The sequence below is a fragment of the Methylobacterium sp. TK26 genome, from assembly GCF_055361565.1.
Window position 1 is genome coordinate 4,484,731 of sequence record NZ_CM143965.1, and the last position, 17,806, is coordinate 4,502,536.

23 protein-coding genes are annotated in these 17,806 nt (G+C 69.2%); 12 read left to right on the forward strand and 11 right to left on the reverse strand.

Features of this window, described 5'->3' with window-relative positions:
- Positions 1-4: 4 nt before the first annotated feature.
- The 4 genes from ACXJ1Y_RS21800 to cysK all read right to left on the reverse strand — a co-directional run bounded on the left by ACXJ1Y_RS21800 (position 5) and on the right by cysK (position 1,838).
- Positions 5-145: a hypothetical protein gene (locus tag ACXJ1Y_RS21800; RefSeq protein WP_463848150.1), complete on the reverse strand. Its 141-nt coding sequence runs from the start codon at positions 143-145 to the stop codon at positions 5-7.
- Positions 138-452 (reverse strand): hypothetical protein, encoded by a 315-nt coding sequence (locus tag ACXJ1Y_RS21805; protein ID WP_463848151.1) that lies wholly within the window; start codon positions 450-452, stop codon positions 138-140. The genes ACXJ1Y_RS21800 and ACXJ1Y_RS21805 overlap by 8 nt, the downstream gene beginning before the upstream one ends.
- Positions 452-769, reverse strand: coding sequence for a hypothetical protein (locus ACXJ1Y_RS21810; protein ID WP_463848152.1), 318 nt, complete (start codon positions 767-769; stop codon positions 452-454). The genes ACXJ1Y_RS21805 and ACXJ1Y_RS21810 overlap by 1 nt, the downstream gene beginning before the upstream one ends.
- 94 nt (positions 770-863) lie before the next feature.
- On the reverse strand, positions 864-1,838 hold the full coding sequence (cysK, locus tag ACXJ1Y_RS21815) for a cysteine synthase A (RefSeq protein ID WP_463848153.1): 975 nt from the start codon (positions 1,836-1,838) through the stop codon (positions 864-866).
- A gap of 238 nt (positions 1,839-2,076) precedes the next feature.
- On the opposite strand from cysK, the gene ACXJ1Y_RS21820 reads away from it, so the two are divergent.
- The gene (locus tag ACXJ1Y_RS21820) at positions 2,077-3,015 is read left to right on the forward strand and encodes a TAXI family TRAP transporter solute-binding subunit (protein ID WP_463848154.1); all 939 of its coding nucleotides are present in this window, start codon (positions 2,077-2,079) and stop codon (positions 3,013-3,015) included.
- Here ACXJ1Y_RS21820 and ACXJ1Y_RS21825 read toward each other — a convergent pair.
- Positions 3,012-3,548 (reverse strand): GcrA family cell cycle regulator, encoded by a 537-nt coding sequence (locus ACXJ1Y_RS21825; protein ID WP_463848155.1) that lies wholly within the window; start codon positions 3,546-3,548, stop codon positions 3,012-3,014. The genes ACXJ1Y_RS21820 and ACXJ1Y_RS21825 overlap by 4 nt on opposite strands.
- A gap of 346 nt (positions 3,549-3,894) precedes the next feature.
- Between ACXJ1Y_RS21825 and ACXJ1Y_RS21830 the strand changes: the two genes are divergently transcribed.
- Positions 3,895-5,085 carry a patatin-like phospholipase family protein gene (locus ACXJ1Y_RS21830; RefSeq protein ID WP_463848156.1) on the forward strand — a complete coding sequence of 397 codons (1,191 nt, stop codon included), beginning with the start codon at positions 3,895-3,897 and terminating at the stop codon, positions 5,083-5,085.
- A gap of 23 nt (positions 5,086-5,108) precedes the next feature.
- Here the strand turns inward: ACXJ1Y_RS21830 and ACXJ1Y_RS21835 are convergent, their stop codons facing one another.
- Positions 5,109-5,237: a TFIIS helical bundle-like domain containing protein gene (locus ACXJ1Y_RS21835; protein WP_463848157.1), complete on the reverse strand. Its 129-nt coding sequence runs from the start codon at positions 5,235-5,237 to the stop codon at positions 5,109-5,111.
- A gap of 93 nt (positions 5,238-5,330) precedes the next feature.
- Between ACXJ1Y_RS21835 and ACXJ1Y_RS21840 the strand changes: the two genes are divergently transcribed.
- Both ACXJ1Y_RS21840 and ACXJ1Y_RS21845 read left to right on the forward strand, forming a co-directional pair.
- Positions 5,331-5,954: an NAD(P)H-dependent oxidoreductase gene (locus tag ACXJ1Y_RS21840; protein ID WP_463848158.1), complete on the forward strand. Its 624-nt coding sequence runs from the start codon at positions 5,331-5,333 to the stop codon at positions 5,952-5,954.
- 8 nt (positions 5,955-5,962) lie between these two features.
- Entirely contained in the window at positions 5,963-7,150 is a 1,188-nt protein-coding gene (locus ACXJ1Y_RS21845) for a lytic murein transglycosylase (RefSeq protein ID WP_463848159.1), read from the forward strand.
- Here ACXJ1Y_RS21845 and ACXJ1Y_RS21850 read toward each other — a convergent pair.
- Entirely contained in the window at positions 7,147-7,824 is a 678-nt protein-coding gene (locus ACXJ1Y_RS21850) for a metallophosphoesterase family protein (RefSeq protein WP_463848160.1), read from the reverse strand. The two genes, ACXJ1Y_RS21845 and ACXJ1Y_RS21850, sit on opposite strands and share 4 nt — an antisense overlap.
- Positions 7,825-7,885: 61 nt before the next feature.
- The gene (locus tag ACXJ1Y_RS21855) at positions 7,886-8,431 is read right to left on the reverse strand and encodes a pilus assembly protein N-terminal domain-containing protein (RefSeq protein WP_463848161.1); all 546 of its coding nucleotides are present in this window, start codon (positions 8,429-8,431) and stop codon (positions 7,886-7,888) included.
- A gap of 288 nt (positions 8,432-8,719) precedes the next feature.
- Between ACXJ1Y_RS21855 and ACXJ1Y_RS21860 the strand changes: the two genes are divergently transcribed.
- The 3 genes from ACXJ1Y_RS21860 (at position 8,720) to ACXJ1Y_RS21870 (ending at position 10,311) form a co-directional block, all read left to right on the forward strand.
- Positions 8,720-8,884 (forward strand): Flp family type IVb pilin, encoded by a 165-nt coding sequence (locus ACXJ1Y_RS21860; protein WP_342167254.1) that lies wholly within the window; start codon positions 8,720-8,722, stop codon positions 8,882-8,884.
- Between the two features lie 111 nt (positions 8,885-8,995).
- Positions 8,996-9,520, forward strand: a complete 525-nt coding sequence (locus tag ACXJ1Y_RS21865; protein ID WP_463848162.1) for an A24 family peptidase — start codon at positions 8,996-8,998, stop codon at positions 9,518-9,520.
- 53 nt (positions 9,521-9,573) lie between these two features.
- Positions 9,574-10,311, forward strand: coding sequence for a M48 family metallopeptidase (locus tag ACXJ1Y_RS21870; RefSeq protein WP_463848163.1), 738 nt, complete (start codon positions 9,574-9,576; stop codon positions 10,309-10,311).
- A gap of 3 nt (positions 10,312-10,314) precedes the next feature.
- Here ACXJ1Y_RS21870 and ACXJ1Y_RS21875 read toward each other — a convergent pair whose 3' ends face one another.
- Complete coding sequence (locus tag ACXJ1Y_RS21875; protein WP_463848164.1) at positions 10,315-10,689, reverse strand: hypothetical protein; 375 nt, start codon at positions 10,687-10,689, stop codon at positions 10,315-10,317.
- A gap of 257 nt (positions 10,690-10,946) precedes the next feature.
- Here ACXJ1Y_RS21875 and ACXJ1Y_RS21880 point away from each other — a divergent pair, with 257 nt between their 5' ends.
- The 4 genes from ACXJ1Y_RS21880 to ACXJ1Y_RS21895 all read left to right on the forward strand — a co-directional run bounded on the left by ACXJ1Y_RS21880 (position 10,947) and on the right by ACXJ1Y_RS21895 (position 15,448).
- On the forward strand, positions 10,947-11,408 hold the full coding sequence (locus tag ACXJ1Y_RS21880; protein ID WP_243952077.1) for an invasion associated locus B family protein: 462 nt from the start codon (positions 10,947-10,949) through the stop codon (positions 11,406-11,408).
- 23 nt (positions 11,409-11,431) lie between these two features.
- On the forward strand, positions 11,432-12,049 hold the full coding sequence (locus ACXJ1Y_RS21885) for a hypothetical protein (RefSeq protein ID WP_463848165.1): 618 nt from the start codon (positions 11,432-11,434) through the stop codon (positions 12,047-12,049).
- 100 nt (positions 12,050-12,149) lie between these two features.
- Positions 12,150-13,898 carry a glycosyltransferase family 2 protein gene (locus ACXJ1Y_RS21890; RefSeq protein WP_463848166.1) on the forward strand — a complete coding sequence of 583 codons (1,749 nt, stop codon included), beginning with the start codon at positions 12,150-12,152 and terminating at the stop codon, positions 13,896-13,898.
- Positions 13,895-15,448 carry a glycosyltransferase family 2 protein gene (locus ACXJ1Y_RS21895; RefSeq protein WP_463848167.1) on the forward strand — a complete coding sequence of 518 codons (1,554 nt, stop codon included), beginning with the start codon at positions 13,895-13,897 and terminating at the stop codon, positions 15,446-15,448. Before ACXJ1Y_RS21890 ends, ACXJ1Y_RS21895 begins: the two co-directional genes overlap by 4 nt.
- 3 nt (positions 15,449-15,451) lie before the next feature.
- On the opposite strand, the gene purC is transcribed toward ACXJ1Y_RS21895, so the two are convergent.
- Positions 15,452-16,246 (reverse strand): phosphoribosylaminoimidazolesuccinocarboxamide synthase, encoded by a 795-nt coding sequence (gene purC / locus ACXJ1Y_RS21900; RefSeq protein ID WP_238205833.1) that lies wholly within the window; start codon positions 16,244-16,246, stop codon positions 15,452-15,454.
- Positions 16,247-16,420: 174 nt separating this feature from the next.
- On the reverse strand, positions 16,421-17,155 hold the full coding sequence (gene nth, locus ACXJ1Y_RS21905; RefSeq protein ID WP_463848168.1) for an endonuclease III: 735 nt from the start codon (positions 17,153-17,155) through the stop codon (positions 16,421-16,423).
- A 20-nt stretch (positions 17,156-17,175) separates the two neighbouring features.
- Between nth and ACXJ1Y_RS21910 the strand changes: the two genes are divergently transcribed.
- Positions 17,176-17,697, forward strand: coding sequence for a DUF2244 domain-containing protein (locus ACXJ1Y_RS21910; RefSeq protein WP_463848169.1), 522 nt, complete (start codon positions 17,176-17,178; stop codon positions 17,695-17,697).
- Positions 17,698-17,806: the final 109 nt, after the last annotated feature.

Sequence of the window (17,806 nt, forward strand, 5' to 3'; positions counted from 1 at the left end):
TTTTTCAGCTTCCGCCGGGGTCGGTCTCGCCCTTCTGCCCCTTCGGGCCTTCCCCCGGCTTGCCGCTCGTCTTCTCGTTCGGATCCTTCACCGCGTCGGGGGCGGTGTTTTTCGGACGATCTTCGGACGTCTCGCGCTCACTCATCGCCGTCTCTCCTCTCCGCACGGGAATGGCCTCCGGCCACCTTCTCGCCGGCCTCGGGGCCGCGCGACGCCGTTTGATCGGAATGCCCGCCGGACGAACCGCCGATGGCCGGCGGGGACGCACCCGCCGCTCCGCCGCTCATGTCCTTCCTGCGGTCCGATTCGTCCTTGCCGCCGCTGCCCATGCCGGTGATCTCGGCCTGCTGCGCGGTCTGATGGCCGCCGCCGGCCGGCGGCGAGCCGGACGAGCCGACCTTGGCGTCGGGCTTGCGGGTGACAGTGCCGGAATCGCTGGTCTCGCGCGGCATCAGCGCTTCCCATCATCCTGGCCGATCGAGGCGGTCGCCCGGTCGATGGCCTCGGACGCGGACGAATCCTCGCCACGCAGGCGGCGAAGGTTCTCAGGTGGGGTCTCCGCTTCGGTGGCGTCGGTGGCGTCCTGGCCGGGCGTGCCCGAGGCGATGCGGGCGGTTTCGGCCTCACCCGACGGATTGCTCTTCAAGTCGGCCTGCGTCCGCTGCGGAAGGCCGACATCCAGGGGCGAATCCTGCCCGAGATCCTGACCGTTGCGGTCGGCGTAGGCGTCGAAGTCCTTGAGCGACTGACGCTGATTGGTGTCCGCCATGATGGCCTCTCACGTGTCCCTGATATGCGGGACAACGGGGCCGGCGGGTGATCGTTGCGGCCCGGCGCGGAGCACCGGGCCGCAGAGGGTCGGACTAGCCGATCCCGTCGAAGAGGGCCGACGAGATGTAGCGCTCGGCGAAGGAGCAGGCGATCGTCACGATGCGCTTGCCCTGGAATTCCGGCCGCTTGGCCAGTTCGAGGGCCGCCGCGACGTTGCCGCCGGTCGAGATGCCGCCGGGGATGCCTTCCAGCTTCGCGAGGGCGCGGGCCGTCTCGAACGCGGTGTCGTTCGAGACCTTCAGCACGCCGTCGAGGACGTCGGTGTGTAGGTTCTCGGGGATGAAGCCGGCGCCGATGCCCTGGATCTTGTGCGGGCCGGGCTGGCCGCCGGAGATGACCGGCGAATCCACCGGCTCCACCGCGAAGACTTTCAGACCCGGCAGGCGGGGCTTCAGCACCTCGGAGACGCCGGTGATCGTGCCGCCGGTGCCGACGCCGGCCACGAAGGCATCGAGCTTGCCGTTCGTGTCGGCCCAGATCTCCTCGGCCGTGGTGCGGCGGTGGATGTCCGGGTTGGCCGGGTTCGAGAATTGCTGCGGCATCACCGCGCCGGGAATCTCGCGCAGAAGTTCCTCGGCCTTGGCGATGGCGCCCTTCATGCCCTGCGCGCCGGGGGTGAGGGCGAGTTCGGCGCCCAGGAAGGCGAGCATCTTGCGCCGCTCGATCGACATCGTCTCCGGCATCACGAGGATCAGCCGGTAGCCCCGCGCGGCGGCGGTGAAGGCCAGCGCGATGCCGGTGTTGCCGGAGGTCGGCTCCACCAGCGTACCGCCGGGCTGCAGCTTGCCCGAGGCTTCGAGCGCATCGATCATGTTGACGCCGATGCGGTCCTTGACGCTCGCGATCGGGTTGAAGAATTCGAGCTTCAGGAGGATCTCGGCATCGACGCCGTGCTCCTTGGGCAGGCGGTTCAGTTTCACGAGCGGCGTATTGCCGATGGTCTCGGTGATCGAACCGTAGATGCGACCGTGGCCGACCTTGGCCGGCGCGTTGAGGGAATCGGCCATCGCGTGCTTCCTGTCTGCGTTCCTACCGATGTCGGATGCGAAAGCCCCATGCCAAGGGGGTGGGGGGCTTTCGCATCCGCGCCGACGCCTGCGATAGACGCTCGAATTGGATCGGGCAATCGCCGTAAGTGCCTTGTCCGCCAAATCATTTTATTATCGCGGGGGATTAAGCCCCTCCGTGGAAGAAACTGTTTTGTGACTGCCGTAACGATAGAAAATCCTTCTTGAGAGGCCGGCCATGATCCACCCCACCCGCCGAACCGGCCTCGCTCTCCTGGCAGCGTTCGCGGTGTCTCCGGTACGGGCCGGGGTGTTGCGCGTCACCCTCGCTACCGCCACCCCCGGGGGCGGCTTCCCGGCCTTCGGCGATGCCTTCGCCGCTTCGGTTCACGCGGTGGAGCCCGATCTCGTGATCGAGACCCGCCCCAGCGGCGGCTCGGCGGAAAATCTCAGGCTGCTTTCGCGGGGCGAGGTCGATCTCGCCCTGGTCCAGGGCGCCTATGCCTATCCGGCCCTCGACCGGGGCGACGGCCCGACCGTGCTGGTGCCCATGTACGCAACTCCCGGGTTGTTCGTCCTGCGGGCCGATTCCCCGTTGCGATCGGTCGCCGATTTGCGGGGCAAGCCGGTGGCGCTGGGCACGCACAATTCCGGGCTGACGGTGATGGGCCGCGCGGTGCTCGCCGCCTCCGGCCTCGATCCCGAGCAGGACATTCGCCCGATCCTCCTCGACCATGCTGGGGACGGCCCGGCCATGGTGCTGGATGGGCGGGTAGCCGCCCTCTGGGGTGGGGGAATCGGCTGGCCGGGCTTCGTCGCCGTGGCCAAGGCGCCCGGCGGCGCGCGCTTCATCGGCCCCTCTGAGGAGGCCATGGTGAAAGTGGTTGCGAAGGACCCGGCCCTGCGGCGCCTCACCGTGCCGGCCGGTAGCTTTCTGGGGCAGGACAGCCCGATCGCGACCGTTGGGTCGTGGAGTTTCATCCTGGCCCGGCCGGGCTTCCCGCCCGACGCCGCCTATCGGATCGTCAGCGCTCTGGCGAAGGCCAATGCCGAGACGCGCTCCCGCCATCCGCAGGTCGGCGAGAGCGATCCACGCGGGCTCGACAGCCTCGTGCCACCGGCCGCGCTCAACGAGGGGACGCGCCGCTACCTCGCTGAGGCGAGGGCAGGGCGCTAGCGGAAGCCGGCCGCGCGGCGGTCGCGCTTGCGCTCGGTCGCCGGCTGGTAGGCGATCTCGGCGTGATGGGTGCAGTAGGGCAGGCCGGTGATGGACCGGGCGCCGCAGAAGCGGAATTCCGGCGTGGTCGGATCGCCGAGCGGCCAGCGGCACATGGATTCACGCAGATCCATGATCGTGACCCGCTTGGACACAGCGATGGCGGCCGGCTCCGAGGCCGACGCGGCCACGGGAACGGGCGCCGCGGCCTGCGGAAATTCCGGGGCGGGGCGATGCGAGACGACGACGGCCGGCTCCGGCGCGGCCGCCACGATGGCCGGCTTCTCAGGCTCGGCGGGTTTCAGGGCGACGATGGGCGCGTCCTCGCCGGACTTCACCCGACCGGCGAGCCCGAGACGGTGGACTTTCCCGATGACGGCATTGCGCGTCACCCCGCCAAGCTGCGCAGCGATCTTGCTGGCGCTCTGGCCGTCCTCCCACAGGCGGCGAAGCAGCGCGACGCGCTCTTCCGTCCAGCTAAGGCCCGCTTCCATCGTCCCCCTCCGACCCCTCGCCCAGCGGCGCACGCGACGCGTCCGAGCCGGCCAGCGGAAGCCGGGCCGGTGCGACACCGTGTCTCTCCGAGCCGTCCCCTAGACCCTACGACGCCGTTCGCGGCCGTTGCAAGGGCGGCGGCCCCACGCTTTTCGGGCGCCATCGGGGCTGTCCACCGCCAAGACTCGGCCGGGACGCAGGGGCACGGGGGATCGTGTCCGCACTGCAACATCGGTGTTATAAGCCAAACTTGGCCTTTACGGCGGGAACGTGAAACGGCCAAGCTCGTTCCCATAAGGCTATTGCGGCGCTTACCAAGCGAGCCGGCCGTTCGGGACAAGGACGATGGGTAAGGTTCGGACCGGGCTGCGCATCGCCGCCGCCCTCGGTTTGGCGGCGCAGATGGCGGCATGCGGCTCCGTGCCGCGTACGGCCTACACCGCACAGGAGGCCGCCGACGCGACCGTGCCGGGCATCCCCGATGCGCGCGTGTTCGCCGATGCCTCCTTCGACACGATCGCGCGCCTGTCGAGCGTTCCGCAGCGGAAGCAGGACCGCTTCACCTACCTCGCCCTTTCGGGCGGCGGTGGGGATGGCGCCTATGGCGCGGGCGTGCTGAACGGATGGACCGCGTCGGGCACCCGGCCCGAGTTCAACCTCGTCTCCGGCGTGTCGACGGGGGCGCTCATCGCGCCCTTCGCCTTCCTCGGCTCGGCCTACGATTCCTATCTCACCGAGTTCTACACGAGCGGCGTGGCCGAGACCCTGGTCTCGCAGCCGAGCATCACGAGCGTGCTGTTCGGCTCCGGCCTGTTCGGCGACGGGCGTCTGCGCGACCTGATCGGGCGCTACGTGTCGAACGACCTGCTCGATGCTATCGCCGCCGAGCATGCGAAGGGCCGCCGTCTCCTCGTGGTGACGACGAACCTCGATTCCCAGCGTGCCGTGATCTGGAATATGGGCGCCATCGCGTCGAGCAACGCGCCGAACCGGCTCGACCTGTTCCGTGACGTGCTCGCCGCCTCGGCCAGCATCCCGGCGGTGTTCCCGCCGCAATTCATCGACGTGAGCGCCGGCCCGGCGCAGTTCAAGGAAATGCACGTCGACGGATCGGTGGTGACGCCGGTCTTCACCCTGCCGCAGAGCCTGCTGCTGCGCGACGGCAAGCTGCCCACCACGGGCAAGGGTCAGATCTTCGTGGTGATCAACGGCCGGCTGGAGCCGGATTTCGAGGTGACGCAGAACAACACCCTGGCCATCGTCGGCCGGTCCTTCACGACGGCGAGCCGGGCGCGGTCCCGCGCGGCGCTCGCCGCGACCTATGCCCTGGCCCGCACCAACAACATCGGCTTCAACCTGACCTATGTCGATGAGTCGGGGCCGAAGGCGCCGACCGCGCAGGGCTTCAGTACCGCCTATATGCGCAGCCTCTACCAGAACGGGTTCGATAAGGCCCGCACCGGGAACCTGTGGGAACACACCGTGCCCGCCGCGCCCATCGTGAAGACGCAAATCGCGCAGACGGTGAACCGCTAGGGTGCCCGGCGCGGGCGCCGGGCCTACTTCCGCAGGATCTTCGTGACGAGACGGCCGATGGGCGACGCCGTGCTCGCGTTGCGATCATCGCGGACAACCGGCCGGTCTTCGTTGCCGAGGAGCTTGGTGACGATTCGTCCGATAAGGCTCATCCGGGGGTCCTCTCGCATCATGCGCCAAAACGGCGCAGCTTGCGGTTCAACGGGCGACGGTGGCGCCCTGTTCCGCACCATGCGCCCCTCGCCATGACGAAGGGCCCCGCGCCGATGCAGGTTCTGGTCCTCGACGGGCACCCGGATGCCGGGCGGCTCGTGACGCATCTCCTCGACCGCTACGCAGTCGCCCTTGATGGCGCCCGCGTGGAGCGTGTCGCCCTGCGCGACCTCGTCTTCTCGTCGAACCTGCGGCGGGGCTATGCCGAGGAGCAGCCTTTGGAGCCCGATCTGACGCGGCTCGCCGGGCTGCTGGACGCGTGCGATCACCTCGTCATCGCCTTTCCCCTGTGGTGGGGCGGCGAGCCAGCGCTGGTGAAGGGCCTCATCGACCGGCTGCTGTTGCCGGGCTTCGCGTTCCGCTACCATCGCGACGATCCGTTTTGGGATCGGCTGATGGTCGGGCGGTCGGCCGACCTCATCGTCACGATGGATACGCCGCCCTGGTACCTGCGCCTCGTCTACGGCGATCCCGTCGGGCGGCGGTGGCGGCGGCAGATCCTCGGCTTCTGCGGCTTCCACCCCGTCCGCATCCTGCGCCTCGGCCCGACGCGGCAGGGCGGAACCGCGAGGCGGCTTGCGGCCTGGGACAGACGTGTGTCCCGATTGGCCCGCTCGGCAACGGGCCTGAAGCGTGGGCGTAAAGGACAGGCATGAGAGAGGCCGTGACGTTCCGTTCGACCCTGCTGGCGGCGCTCTTCCTCCTGGGCCCGGCCCATGCCGAACCCTGCATCGAGGCCCTCGTCGAGCCGGCGGTGGAGGCCGGCGTGCCCCGCGACCTCGCTCAGGCGCAGCTCGGCACGCTCATTCCCGATCCCGAGGTGCTGGCGGCGACCCAGAACCAGGCCGAGTTCACGAAGCCGGTCTGGGCCTATGTCGAAGCCTCCGTCACGCCGGAGAAGATCGCGGAGGGCCAGCGCAAGCTGCAGCAATGGTCGGGCGCCCTCGATGCCATCGAGGCCCGCTACGGCGTGGACCGCTACACGCTGGTGGCGTTCTGGGGCGTGGAATCGAGCTACGGCGCCGTGCTCGATGACCTGACTGTCGTCCGCCCGGCAATCCGCTCCCTCGCGACGCTCGCCTGCGGCGATCCGGGGCGGCCGGATTACTGGAAGGCCGAGTTGATCGCCGCCTTGAAGATCCTCGCGGCGGGCGATGCGACGCCGGAGCGGCTGACCGGCTCCTGGGCGGGCGCGCTCGGCAACACGCAGTTTATGCCGAGCGTGTTCCTCTCGCGGGCGGTGGATTTCGACGGCGACGGACGCCGCGACCTCTGGGACTCTGTGCCCGATTCCCTGGCCTCGACGGCGAACTTCCTGGTGGCCGAAGGCTGGAAGACCGGCGAGCGCTGGGGCAGCGAGGCGACCCTCCCGCCGGATTTCAACCTCGCCCTGGCCGACGAGACCACGGCACGCACCCTGGCGGAATGGCGCGACATGGGCGTGCGCCCGGTTCGCGGCGACGGGTTGAAGGACGAGAACAGGGCGACGCTGTTCCTGCCCACGGGCGCGCGCGGCCCGGCCTTCCTGCTGCTGCCGAACTTCGCGGTGATCCTGCGCTACAACACGTCCTTCTCCTACGCGCTCACGGTGGCGCAACTGTCGGACCGCCTGCGCGGCCTGCCGGGCTTCGGGCGAGACTGGCCGCGCGGCGACAGGATGCTCGGGGCGGACGAGCGCCGCGGTCTCCAGACGCTCCTGACCGAGCACGGCCATCCGGTGGGCACCGTCGATGGCAAGATCGGGCCGCGCACGCGGGCGGCCCTGCGCGCCTTCCAAGCCGCCGCCGGCCTTCCGCCCGACGGCTATGCTGACGCCACCATGCTCGACACGCTGCGGGCGAAGGCGCGCTAGGAGGCGGGCCGGACCTGGAGGATGGTGTCGGCCGGCCCTGCGGCCTCCGTGTAGACGCCCGCCGTCAGCGCGCCGCCATAGACCGCCGCCGTATCGAGATTGGTGCGGAAGCGGCGCTGCTCCGGCCGGCCGTTCCGCTGCGGCGTGTGGCCGTGGACGACGTGGCGGCCGAAATCATGCTCCTCGTCGAGGAAGCTGTCGCGGATCCAGAGGCGGTCGTGCGGGTCGCTCTCCAGGGCCGGAACGCCCGGCCTCAGCCCGGCATGGACGTACCAGTGCCCGGCATCCGAATGCAGGGTCGGCAGGCTCTCGATCCAGTCGAGGATGGCGCGGGGCAGATCCGCCACCTCCCGCGCGCCGAAGGAGTCGAGGGTGGCCTCGCCGCCATTGGCCAGCCAATGCAGCGCGGATTCCTCGGTGGTGAGGGAATCGAGCAGCATCCGCTCGTGATTGCCCATCAGGCAGGTGACGTGATCGGGCTCCGCCCAGTGCAACCGGCTGATCGTGCGCAGCACGGCCGCCGAGTCCGGCCCCCGGTCGATATAGTCGCCGAGGAAGACGAGCCGCCTCTCGCGACCATCCGCATGGGCCTCGATGCGTTCGAGAAGCGCGTCGAGGAGGTCGCTACACCCGTGAATGTCGCCGATGGCGTACGTGAAGACCGTCGATTGCATCAGCTGTTGTCCACGGGCGCGGGACACTGTGCAAGACGGCGGAAGCGCTCGGTCTTCCGTCTTAGGGGGAGGTTATCGCGCCCATGCCGCCGCCGGACCCCGCGCCGGTCCCTTGCGAGGTCGCGCCGACGCCGCCACCGCTGGACGCCAGGGCACGCCGCTTGTCGGCCTGCCCGCTGGTGGGGTCGAAATATTTGGCGGCGTCGCCGAGCTGGGCCGAGGGCTGGCAGTTCGGCGTGCAGGACAGCGACTCGCGGTCCATCCCGCGCTGGACCGTGATGGTCGCCTCGCGGGACGCCTCGACGCGGATCATCGTCTCGGCGATGAGCGCCCCCGCGCTGTCCAGGGCGATGAGGTTGGTGGACCCGAAGCTCTTGCCAGTGAGGATCAGAACGCCGTTCTTCTGCGGCGTCACCTCTGCGATGAACGGATTGCCGACCACGACCGTCTGCGTCTTCTCCGGCAGGCGGATCACCTTCGCGTTGTCGACGATCACCGTCACCACCGGCAGCGCCTCGGGCTGGGCGGCGGAGACGACGCCCGGCAGAAGGCCCACCACGGTGAGGGCGACGCCGAACAAGCCGGCCGGCAAAGGGGTGCGACGCATAGAAACATGCCCGTACAAGGCGCGCGGCGAGACCGAGCCCCTACAGCAAGCACGAAACTGGTAAACGCTTCCCTAAAACCTATACCGGTCTTCCTGCTTATACTGCCGAGCTTTGCCCGCTTTTTAGATCAACTTCTCTTGAAACCCCCTGAAATGTGTCACCCGCTCCCATGGTTGTGAGATCCGTTTAACTCAATCTCAAGGCGTGCTGGCCAGTGTGAGGGAGCCGCCGATCGAGGCGTAACACTTCGTCGGTCAATTCGCTTCTATCGAAATGGGACCTTCATCATGAAGAGCATCGTCAAGCGCTTCGCCGGCGACGAATCCGGCGCCACCGCCATCGAGTACGGCATGATCGCCGCCCTCATCGCCGTCGTGATCATCGGTACGCTGAAGGTCATCGGCTCGCAGCTCAACTCCAAGTTCGCCTCCATTTCGGCTCAGCTGCAGTAATCGGTTAACCGATCTACTCCGATCCGCGGCACGGCGAGTGACCGTCGCGTCCCGAGAGGGACGGGGCGGAAGCTCACCGTGCCGGAGCCGTTCGGACCGACACCGGGGTACATGATGAGCGGAACCGTCATCGCCGAATTCGGCCTGCTGGTGCTGTTCCCGTTCCTGATGGCCTATGCCGCAGCGAGCGACCTGCTCACCATGCTCATTCCGAACCGGATTTCGCTGGCGCTGGTCGCCGGCTTCGCCGTGCTCGCGGCGAGCGGGTTGATGACCCCCGGCGAGATCGGCCTGCATGTCGGCGCCGCCGCCCTCGTCCTGACGGCGACCTTCACACTCTTCGCCCTGAACATCATCGGGGGCGGGGATGCCAAGCTCGCGGCCGCGACGGCCCTGTGGCTCGGCTTCGACGGCTTGATCGATTATCTCCTCGCGGCCTCCGTCCTCGGCGGCCTGCTGACGCTGGCCCTGCTCGCCGCGCGCTCGCATCCTTTGCCGAACCCGTTGGCCCGGCTGCCCTTCGCCCTGCACCTGCACGACCGCAAGACCGGCGTACCCTACGGCATCGCGCTGGCCGCCGCCGCCTTGCTCGTCCTGCCCGAGACCTCGGTCTGGACCGCCCTGGCCGGCGCCTGAGGCAAATGGCCAAGGATCTGGAGCCGGCGCCCCGGCGCCGCTAAAAGGGGTCCATGCCCCTCGCATTCCTGCGACGCCCCGATCCCGATCACCTCGACGTCCACCACGAGGGCGCGCTGCTGCGCGTTGCCCTGCGTCGGCGGGACGCCGCCCGCCGCATCACCCTGCGCGTGTCCGCCGCGACCGGCGAGGCCGTCATCACCCTGCCGCCGCGCATGGCGGTGAGCACCGCCCAGCGCTTTGCCGCGAGCCATGCCGGCTGGATCGCCGCGCGCCTCGCCCGCGTGCCGGAGCGAATCTCCTTCGAGCCCGGCGCCGAGATCCCGATCCGGGGCGAGCCGCACCGGCTCGTCCTGCGCGGAATCCGTGGCGGCACCGCGCGCTGGGAGGAGGAGGAGGGGGGCGCGAAGGTGCTGTCCCTCGCCTGCGAGGAGGCCCACTTCCCCCGGCGGATCCGCGATGCCCTGATGCGCGCGGCCCGCGCCGACATCGAAGCCGCCATCGACCGCCATGCCGCGACCCTCGGCCAGCGCCCCGTGCGGATCACCCTGCGGGATACGCGCAGCCGCTGGGGCTCCTGCACCGCACGGGGGGAGTTGAACTTTTCCTGGCGGCTGATCCTCGCGCCGCCGATGGTGCTCGACTACCTCGTCGCGCACGAGATGGCGCATCTGCGCGAGATGAACCATTCCTCGCGCTTCTGGGCCGTGGCGCATCACCTCTGCGGCCATGTCGATGCCGCCGAGGCGTGGCTGAAGCGGAACGGCACCGAGCTGCACCGCTTCGGTTAGGGCTCAGCCCTTCACGCGCAAAACGCGGCGGGCCGTGACGACCTCCGCCGGCCAGACGGGGCGCGGGTTGACCTCGCCGGGGTCGAGGGTGCGCGGCGCGGTGCTGTCGCAGATCTCGCGCTGGCGCAGGATCACCGGGTTCCCGAACTGGTCGTGACGCCGGATGATGCCACCCTCCCGGCAATTGCCGGCCAGGGCGGCCGAGCCGCCGCGACGGCCATAGGGATTCACCGCCACCGGGGGATGCTCGACGGTGAGCGCGTCGGAATGATTGAGCGAGCGCTCGACATAGGTCGTCTCGCCCACGGGCAGTCCCTGGGCGCCGGCTTGGGCGAGGGTGGCGACAAGAAAGGCGGCCGAGAGGGCGGGAAGTCGCATGATGGGGTTCCGAATTGTGGCGGGCGCAGGTGCGTTCGCCACAATCTAGGCCATAAGCGGCCCGCCGGGTAGCCGGTGCTGCATCCATGCATGGGTCGCTCGCTTGACAGCGCGGGTGCCCGCATGGTCGGAACACCCTCGCTTACCGGGCCGCCGCCGTCAGGGCGCGGTCTCTCCGACAGGGTCAGATGGTGCCGTTCCTCGTGAGGCTCGATCGATTCCGGCATGCGGCTGCGCTGTCCGGGCTCCTCATCCTGATGTCGGTCCTGGCCGCCGCGCCCGCCGCCGCGCAGGGGACCGTCCGCAAGACGTTCGACGATTGGCAATTGCGCTGCGAGACGCCGGCCGGCGCCAAGGCCGAGCAATGCGCCCTCGTCCAGTATCTCGCCGCCGAGGACCGGCCGAACCTGACCCTGGTGGTCATCGTGCTCAAGACCGCCGACAACAGGGGCTACCTTCTGCGCGTCGTGGCGCCCCTCGGCGTCCTGCTGCCCTCCGGCCTCGGGCTGAAGATCGACCAGACGGATATCGGCCGCGCCGGCTTCGTCCGCTGCCTCACCACCGGCTGCGTCGCCGAGGTGGTGATGGATGGCGGCCTGATCCAGCAATTCAAGAACGGCTCGAAGGCGACCTTCATCGTCTTCCAGACGCCCGAGGAGGGCGTCGGCATCCCGCTCTCGATGAAGGGCTTCGCAGCCGGCTTCGACAGCCTCAAGTAAACCGCCTGGCCGGGTTCTCGCTCATGGTTGGACATCGGATCCGTCGTTTCGGCCTCCTCGTCGCGGTGGGCTTCGCCGTCTCTCCGGCTACGGCACAGGAGGAGGGCAACGTCTTCTCGAACATCTTCAAGTACGGCGGTACGACGGTTCCTCCGTCGCAGCCGAAGGAGACCGAGGCGGCGTATTGCCCGAACGTCGACGTGATGGAGGGCGGCGCGGCCCTGCGCATCATGGCCGGCGGCAACGTGCGCACGCAGATCGGCCTGGGGCGCCTCGCCCGCGAATGTTCCCGCCGGGAAGACGGCTCGGTCGTGGTGAAGGTCGGCGTCGAGGCGCGCGTACTGCTCGGGCCCGCCGGTGCGCCCGGCCGGTTCGAGGTGCCCGTCAGCTTCTCCATCAAGCATGACGACAAGACCGTGATGACCCGTACCGCCCGCACCAATGCCGAGATCGGCAAGGGGGAGGCGCAGGGCTTCGCGCAGATCGTCGTGGATGATCTCGTCGTTCCGGCCGCCCTGTCGCGGGATTACGAGATCGAGGTCGGGCTCGGCGCCGCCAAGGCGACCTCCGCCAAGGCGAAGCCCCGCCGCAAGCCGGCCGCCGCCGCCGCACCGGCCGGCGGAGGCGACGCTGCCCAGTGAGCCGCGCGCACGGTCGGTCGCCTTCCGCCTCGAACCGAGCGGCGATCCCGTCTTCGAGTCGCGGCTGATCCTGCCGGGCCGCCCCGGCGGCTGGTTCGCCTTGAGCTTTTCGGCCGATCCCCTCGCGCCGCCCCGCCGCCCGGTGCTGCGCATCACCCGCGCCGGGGGCGAGGAGCAGGTGATCGTCTGCCCCGGCCCGGCCTTGGGCCGCGCGCAGTGGATGGGACTGTTCCCGGACGACGCGACGCAGATCCTGCTCGCCGCCGCTCCCAGCGCGAGGCTCGAACGGGTCGAGCGCCGCAGCGAGGCGAGCGTCCTCCTGGCCTGCGCATGGCGGAAGCCGGGGAATGTCCTGGCCGCTTTGTGGGCCCGGGCGAAGGGGCAATCACGCCGCTATCGGGATATTGTGCGCGGCGGCGTGGCCGTGACCCGGCGACAGCACTTCGCGGCCTGGGCCGCCACGCGGCACGTGCCCTTCGAGGGTCCGGTGCCGAACTTCGCGATCCGCTGCATCGTTCTCGCGCATGGCGCCGCGCCTAAGGCTCTGGAGTGCACCCTCGCGACGGTACGGGCGCAAACCCTGGCGGCGGAGACGGTCGCCCTCACCGATCTGTCCGTGGGGAGCCCTTCGGACTTGCTGTCGGATGCGGCGGCTCTCTGCATCCTGAATGCCGGCGACGCCCTCGAACCGGATGCCTTCGCCTTGTTGGCGGCGAACCTCGGTAATGCCGATCTCGCCTATGCCGACGAACTGGACGCCGATGGTGCGCCGCGCCTGAAACCCGATTGGAGCCCGGACCTCGCCATGGGTACGGGCTATGTCGGCCGCGTTGCCCTCGTCTCGCGCGCGCTGATCGAACGCCTCCCGGACGAGCCTTTGGGGCCTGTCGGGCAGGCGGCGGACATGCTCGGCCGCATCGTGGCCAAAGCCTGCCGGCGCGCCGTCCATTGCCCGCGACCCCTCGCGACCGTCGTCGCTTCACCATCCGGCGCGTTCCGCGAAGTGGCATGGCCGCTCCCCGATCCCGCGCCCCTCGCCAGCGTGGTCATCCCGTCCCGCGACCGGCTCGACCTCATCTCCACGGTCAGTCGCGGCGTGCTCGAGGCGACGGACTATCCCGCCATCGAGCTGATCGTGGTCGATAACGGCTCCACCGATCCCGCCGTCCTCGCTTTCTACGAGGAACTGAACCGCGATTCTCGCGTGCGGATCGTTAGCTTCCCGCAGCCCTTCAACTTCTCGGCGATGGTCAATGCGGGGGTGGCGGCCGCATCCGGGCAGGTCGTCGTGCTGCTCAACAACGACATCGGCGTGCGGGGGCCGGGCTGGCTCGGCGCGATGGTCCGTCAGGCGATCCGGCCGGAGGTCGGGGCGGTCGGGGCCAAGCTGCTGTTCGGCGACGGCACGCTGCAACATGCCGGCGTCGTCGTCGGCCTCGCGGGGCGGGCGGGCCACATCCTGCGGCGGCGTCCGGCCGATACGCCGGGGCATCTCGGCCGCTTGCGCGTTACGCACGAAGTCTCGGCGGTGACGGCGGCTTGCCTCGCCGTCTCCCGCGACAAGTATCTCGCGGTGAGCGGCTTCGATGCCGAGACCTTCCCCATCGACTTCAACGACGTCGATTTCTGCCTGCGCCTCGGCGCGAAGGGCTGGAAGACGATCTGGACGCCGGAGGCGGAACTCTTCCACTTCGAATCCGTGAGCCGCGGCCCCTCGGTGGGCGCCAAGCGCGAGCGCTTCGAGCGCGAGGCGGCCCTGTTCACCACCCGATGGCTCGACGTGATCCGGCACGATCCCTTCTATCACCCGGCCCTGTCGCTCACGACCTTCGGCGAGGACCTGGAGTGAGTCGCCCCGATCCGACTGGCGGCGCCTTTCTCGGCGACGGCCCCAAGCCATCGCCCATCGCCCTCGCGGCCGAATTGCTGCGCCAGCCCCGCGCAGCCCTCGACATCCTCGCCGCCCGCCTCACCGGCAAGCGCCTGCGCGCCCGCCAACGCCTCGCGGCGCTCGTGGGGATCGACCATCGCCTCGCCCTGCCGCCCTCCGCGTTGAACCGCGCGACGGAGGAGCCGCCGGGGGAGGGGAGTTTCACCCTCGTCGGCAGCGGGACGCTCCTGCGAGGCGCCTCTGAACGGATCACCCGCGCCTTCGCGGAAAACCCGACGCTCCAGGCGATCTACGGCGACGGTCTGGTCCAAAGGCAGGCCGGCGACCCGGCCCATCCCGTCCTCCCGCCGGCCTTCGACGCGGATCTCCTGATGGCGGTCGATTACCTCGGGCCGCTCGCCCTGCGCCGTGGCGCTCTCGCCCCGGTGGCCAGCCCGGTCGCAGCGGCGCTGGCGATCGCCGATAGGTACGGTGCCGAAGCGATCGGCCACCTGCCGGGCCTGCTCTATTGCCGTCGCCCCGGCGACGACGCCTCGGCCGACCGCCTGACCGCCGTGCGACAGCACCTCGACCGCACCGGCCGCGAGGACGCGACCGTGATGACGGACGCGGATGGGATCGTCCGCGTGACGCATCCACTCGCCGACACGCCCCTCGTCAGCGTCATCGTCCCCACGCGTGACAGGCTCGATCTCCTGCGGCCCTGCCTCGATGCGCTGCGCAGCCGCACCGTGTGGCCGAGGCTGGAGATCCTCGTTTGCGACAACGACAGCCGCGAGCCGGAGACCCTCGCCTATCTCGAAACCCTGGCGGGGGAGGGGAGGGGGGTCGTCGTGCCCTGTCCCGGCCCGTTCAATTTCGCCGCGATGAACAACGCGGCGGCGGCGAAGGCGCGCGGCAAACTCCTCGTTTTCATGAACAACGACGTGGAGGCGTTCCGCGCGGATTGGCTTGTGGCGATGGCCCGCCATGCCCTGCGGCCGGGTGTCGGTGCGGTGGGTGCCAAGCTCCTCGATGGGGCGGGCCGCATCCAGCACGGTGGAATCGTCCTCGGCACGGGCGGCCTCGTCACGCACGCCCACCGCCACTTCCCCGGCGACGCGCCGGGCTATCTCTCCACCCTGCGCGCGGCGCATCGAGTCTCGGCGGTGACGGCCGCCTGTTTGATGGTCGAGGTCGAGAAGTTCAGAGCGGTCGGCGGCTTCGACGCGGAGACCTTCGCGGTCGACTTCAACGACGTCGACCTCTGCCTGCGTCTCAACGCGGCCGGCTTCCGCACGGTCATGGCCCCCGAGGCGGTGCTCCACCACGGCGAGGCGGCGAGCCGTCGCTGGACGGAGGAAGCCCGCGCCCGCCACGAGCGCGAGGTCGCGGCCTTCAAAAAGCGATGGGGGCCGCTGCTGGTGCAGGACCCCCATTATAACGCAGGCTTCGAGCGTAACCTGTCGACCCACGCGAGGCTCGCCAGCGACTTCCCGCAGGCCGGCGCGATCCGCCGGCCCGCCTGACGCTCACTGCACGAGGCGCGGGCCGCCCATCTGCACCTTCTCGTTCTCGGCCATGATGCCGAGGCGCTTGGCGACCTCGGTATAGGCCTCGATCAGCCCGCCCAGGTCCTTGCGGAACCGGTCCTTGTCGAGCTTGTCGGAGGACTTGATGTCCCAGAGGCGGCAGGAATCGGGGGAGATCTCGTCGGCCACGACGATGCGCATCATGTCGCCTTCCCAGAGCCGGCCGGTCTCCATCTTGAAGTCCACGAGCCGGATGCCGACGCCGAGGAAGAGGCCGGACAGGAAGTCGTTGACGCGGATCGCCAGCGCCATGATGTCGTCGATCTCCTGGGGCGTCGCCCAGCCGAACGCGGTGATGTGCTCCTCCGACACCATCGGGTCGTTGAGCTGGTCGTTCTTGTAATAGAACTCGATGATCGAGCGCGGCAGCTGCGTGCCTTCCTCCAAGCCGAGGCGGGTCGCCAGCGAACCGGCCGCGACGTTGCGGACGACCACTTCGAGGGGGATGATCTCGACTTCCCGGATCAGCTGCTCGCGCATGTTCAGCCGCCGGATGAAGTGCGTGGGCACCCCGATGTCGTTGAGGTTCTGAAAGACGAATTCCGAGATTCGGTTGTTCAGAACGCCCTTGCCGTCGATGACTTCGTGCTTCTTCGCGTTGAACGCGGTCGCGTCATCCTTGAAGTGCTGGATGAGGGTGCCCGGCTCCGGCCCCTCGTAGAGGACCTTCGCCTTGCCCTCGTAGATGCGACGGCGGCGGTTCATGGGCGTATACCGTGGTTTGAGGAAGTCCATGGCCGGGGCTCCTGGGTAGCGCGACGAGTGAAGCGGGATCCACGGCGCGGCGACCGTACGTTTGGTCGTGCTGCCGAAGGCCCCTCGGAAGGGCCCGGCGGCCACACCGAAACTACCCGAAGCGGACTGGTAGCACAACGCGTTAGCCCCCCGCGCCGCGCGGCGGCAGGGCTGTCACACGGTCTTGGCCGGATAGCGGCAGAGATCGCGGATCCGGCAGGAGGGGCAATCGGGCTTGCGCGCCTTGCACACGTACCGGCCGTGCAGGATCAGCCAGTGGTGGGCGTGCAGCAGGTAGGGCTCCGGGACGATCGCTTCCAGCTTCGCCTGGATCTTGTCGGTGGTGGAGGCCACCGCGAGGGGAATGCGGTTGGCAACGCGGAAGATATGGGTGTCGACCGCGATTCGCGGGACGCCGAAGGCCACGTTCAACACGACGCTCGCCGTCTTGGCCCCGACGCCGGGCAGGACCTGCAGCGCGTCGAGGCTCGCCGGCACCTCGCCCCCGTGCTCCTCGATGAGGATGCGGGACAGGGCGATGACGTTCTTCGCCTTGGTGTTGAACAGGCCGATGGTGCGGATGAAATGGCGCACCGTTTCCTCGCCGAGCGCCAGCATCGCCTGCGGCGTATCCGCCACGGCGAAGAGCGGCCCGGTCGCGAGGTTCACACCCTTGTCGGTGGCTTGGGCGGATAGCACCACCGCTACGAGCAGCGTGTAGGGGTTCGTGTAGCGCAGATCGCTTTTCGGCTCGGGATTCGCCTCTTGGAGGCGCCGGAAGATCTCCTCCACACTCGCCGCATCGACCGGCTCCGGCGCGGCTACGGCATGGCCGTCGAGGGCGGGTGTGGGAAGGCGGGGCGCGAGCCGTCCACGAACGGTGGCGGCGGACGGCTTTCTGACGGGCATTCGCGCGTTATATCTGTGGGATGGCGAGCTACAATCCTTCAGTCCATCCGGACGGGCTCGATCCGGACAGCTTCGACCGGCCCGTCTTCACGGCGACCATCCGGCCGCACCAGAGCTTGAGCCGAACCGGCTTCCGCGTGGTCATGACCGGGCTCTGCCTGGTGTCGTTCACCGTGTCGGTCTGGGCATGGCGGATGGGCTTCTGGCCGATCGCCGGCTTCTTCGGCCTCGACATGCTCGGCATCTACCTCGCCCTCAAGGTCAGTTTCCGGCGCGGGTCCTCCTTCGAGGAGGTGATGATCTCGCAGATCGAGATTCTCCTCGCCCGGGTGAGCCACCGGGGCGAACGGCGCGAATGGCGCTTCAACCCCCTCTGGACCAAGATCGTCTCGGTCGATGACGACGAGTACGGCCTGCAGCGACTCGCCCTCGTGTCCCGCCGACAGGAAGTCGCCGTCGCCCGCGATGCGGGGCCCGAAGAGCGCGCGCGGATCGCAGACGGCCTGAGCCGGGCATTGGCCGACATCAAGAAGGGCCGCTGAGGGTCTGGAGTGGGCGTCACGCGGCCGTCACCGGCCTCTGGCAGAAAAATCGACGGACCTCGAAAAAGGCGGTTGACGCCGCCGGGGACGATCCGTATACCCCTGTTCA

Excerpts from the sequence above, each read along its gene's own strand:
- ACXJ1Y_RS21805 (WP_463848151.1), bottom strand. The coding sequence starts at position 452 with ATGCCGCGCGAGACCAGCGATTCCGGCACTGTCACCCGCAAGCCCGAC.
- cysK (WP_463848153.1), bottom strand. The coding sequence starts at position 1,838 with ATGGCCGATTCCCTCAACGCGCCGGCCAAGGTCGGCCACGGTCGCATC.
- ACXJ1Y_RS21910 (WP_463848169.1), top strand. The coding sequence starts at position 17,176 with ATGGCGAGCTACAATCCTTCAGTCCATCCGGACGGGCTCGATCCGGAC.
- ACXJ1Y_RS21880 (WP_243952077.1), top strand. The coding sequence starts at position 10,947 with ATGTCGGTCCTGGCCGCCGCGCCCGCCGCCGCGCAGGGGACCGTCCGC.
- ACXJ1Y_RS21835 (WP_463848157.1), bottom strand. The coding sequence starts at position 5,237 with ATGAGCCTTATCGGACGAATCGTCACCAAGCTCCTCGGCAACGAAGAC.
- ACXJ1Y_RS21825 (WP_463848155.1), bottom strand. The coding sequence starts at position 3,548 with ATGGAAGCGGGCCTTAGCTGGACGGAAGAGCGCGTCGCGCTGCTTCGC.
- ACXJ1Y_RS21820 (WP_463848154.1), top strand. The coding sequence starts at position 2,077 with ATGATCCACCCCACCCGCCGAACCGGCCTCGCTCTCCTGGCAGCGTTC.
- ACXJ1Y_RS21865 (WP_463848162.1), top strand. The coding sequence starts at position 8,996 with ATGATGAGCGGAACCGTCATCGCCGAATTCGGCCTGCTGGTGCTGTTC.
- ACXJ1Y_RS21885 (WP_463848165.1), top strand. The coding sequence starts at position 11,432 with ATGGTTGGACATCGGATCCGTCGTTTCGGCCTCCTCGTCGCGGTGGGC.
- ACXJ1Y_RS21860 (WP_342167254.1), top strand. The coding sequence starts at position 8,720 with ATGAAGAGCATCGTCAAGCGCTTCGCCGGCGACGAATCCGGCGCCACC.
- ACXJ1Y_RS21830 (WP_463848156.1), top strand. The coding sequence starts at position 3,895 with ATGGGTAAGGTTCGGACCGGGCTGCGCATCGCCGCCGCCCTCGGTTTG.
- ACXJ1Y_RS21855 (WP_463848161.1), bottom strand. The coding sequence starts at position 8,431 with ATGCGTCGCACCCCTTTGCCGGCCGGCTTGTTCGGCGTCGCCCTCACC.
- nth (WP_463848168.1), bottom strand. The coding sequence starts at position 17,155 with ATGCCCGTCAGAAAGCCGTCCGCCGCCACCGTTCGTGGACGGCTCGCG.
- ACXJ1Y_RS21875 (WP_463848164.1), bottom strand. The coding sequence starts at position 10,689 with ATGCGACTTCCCGCCCTCTCGGCCGCCTTTCTTGTCGCCACCCTCGCC.
- ACXJ1Y_RS21870 (WP_463848163.1), top strand. The coding sequence starts at position 9,574 with ATGCCCCTCGCATTCCTGCGACGCCCCGATCCCGATCACCTCGACGTC.
- purC (WP_238205833.1), bottom strand. The coding sequence starts at position 16,246 with ATGGACTTCCTCAAACCACGGTATACGCCCATGAACCGCCGCCGTCGC.
- ACXJ1Y_RS21810 (WP_463848152.1), bottom strand. The coding sequence starts at position 769 with ATGGCGGACACCAATCAGCGTCAGTCGCTCAAGGACTTCGACGCCTAC.
- ACXJ1Y_RS21840 (WP_463848158.1), top strand. The coding sequence starts at position 5,331 with ATGACGAAGGGCCCCGCGCCGATGCAGGTTCTGGTCCTCGACGGGCAC.
- ACXJ1Y_RS21850 (WP_463848160.1), bottom strand. The coding sequence starts at position 7,824 with ATGCAATCGACGGTCTTCACGTACGCCATCGGCGACATTCACGGGTGT.
- ACXJ1Y_RS21800 (WP_463848150.1), bottom strand. The coding sequence starts at position 145 with ATGAGTGAGCGCGAGACGTCCGAAGATCGTCCGAAAAACACCGCCCCC.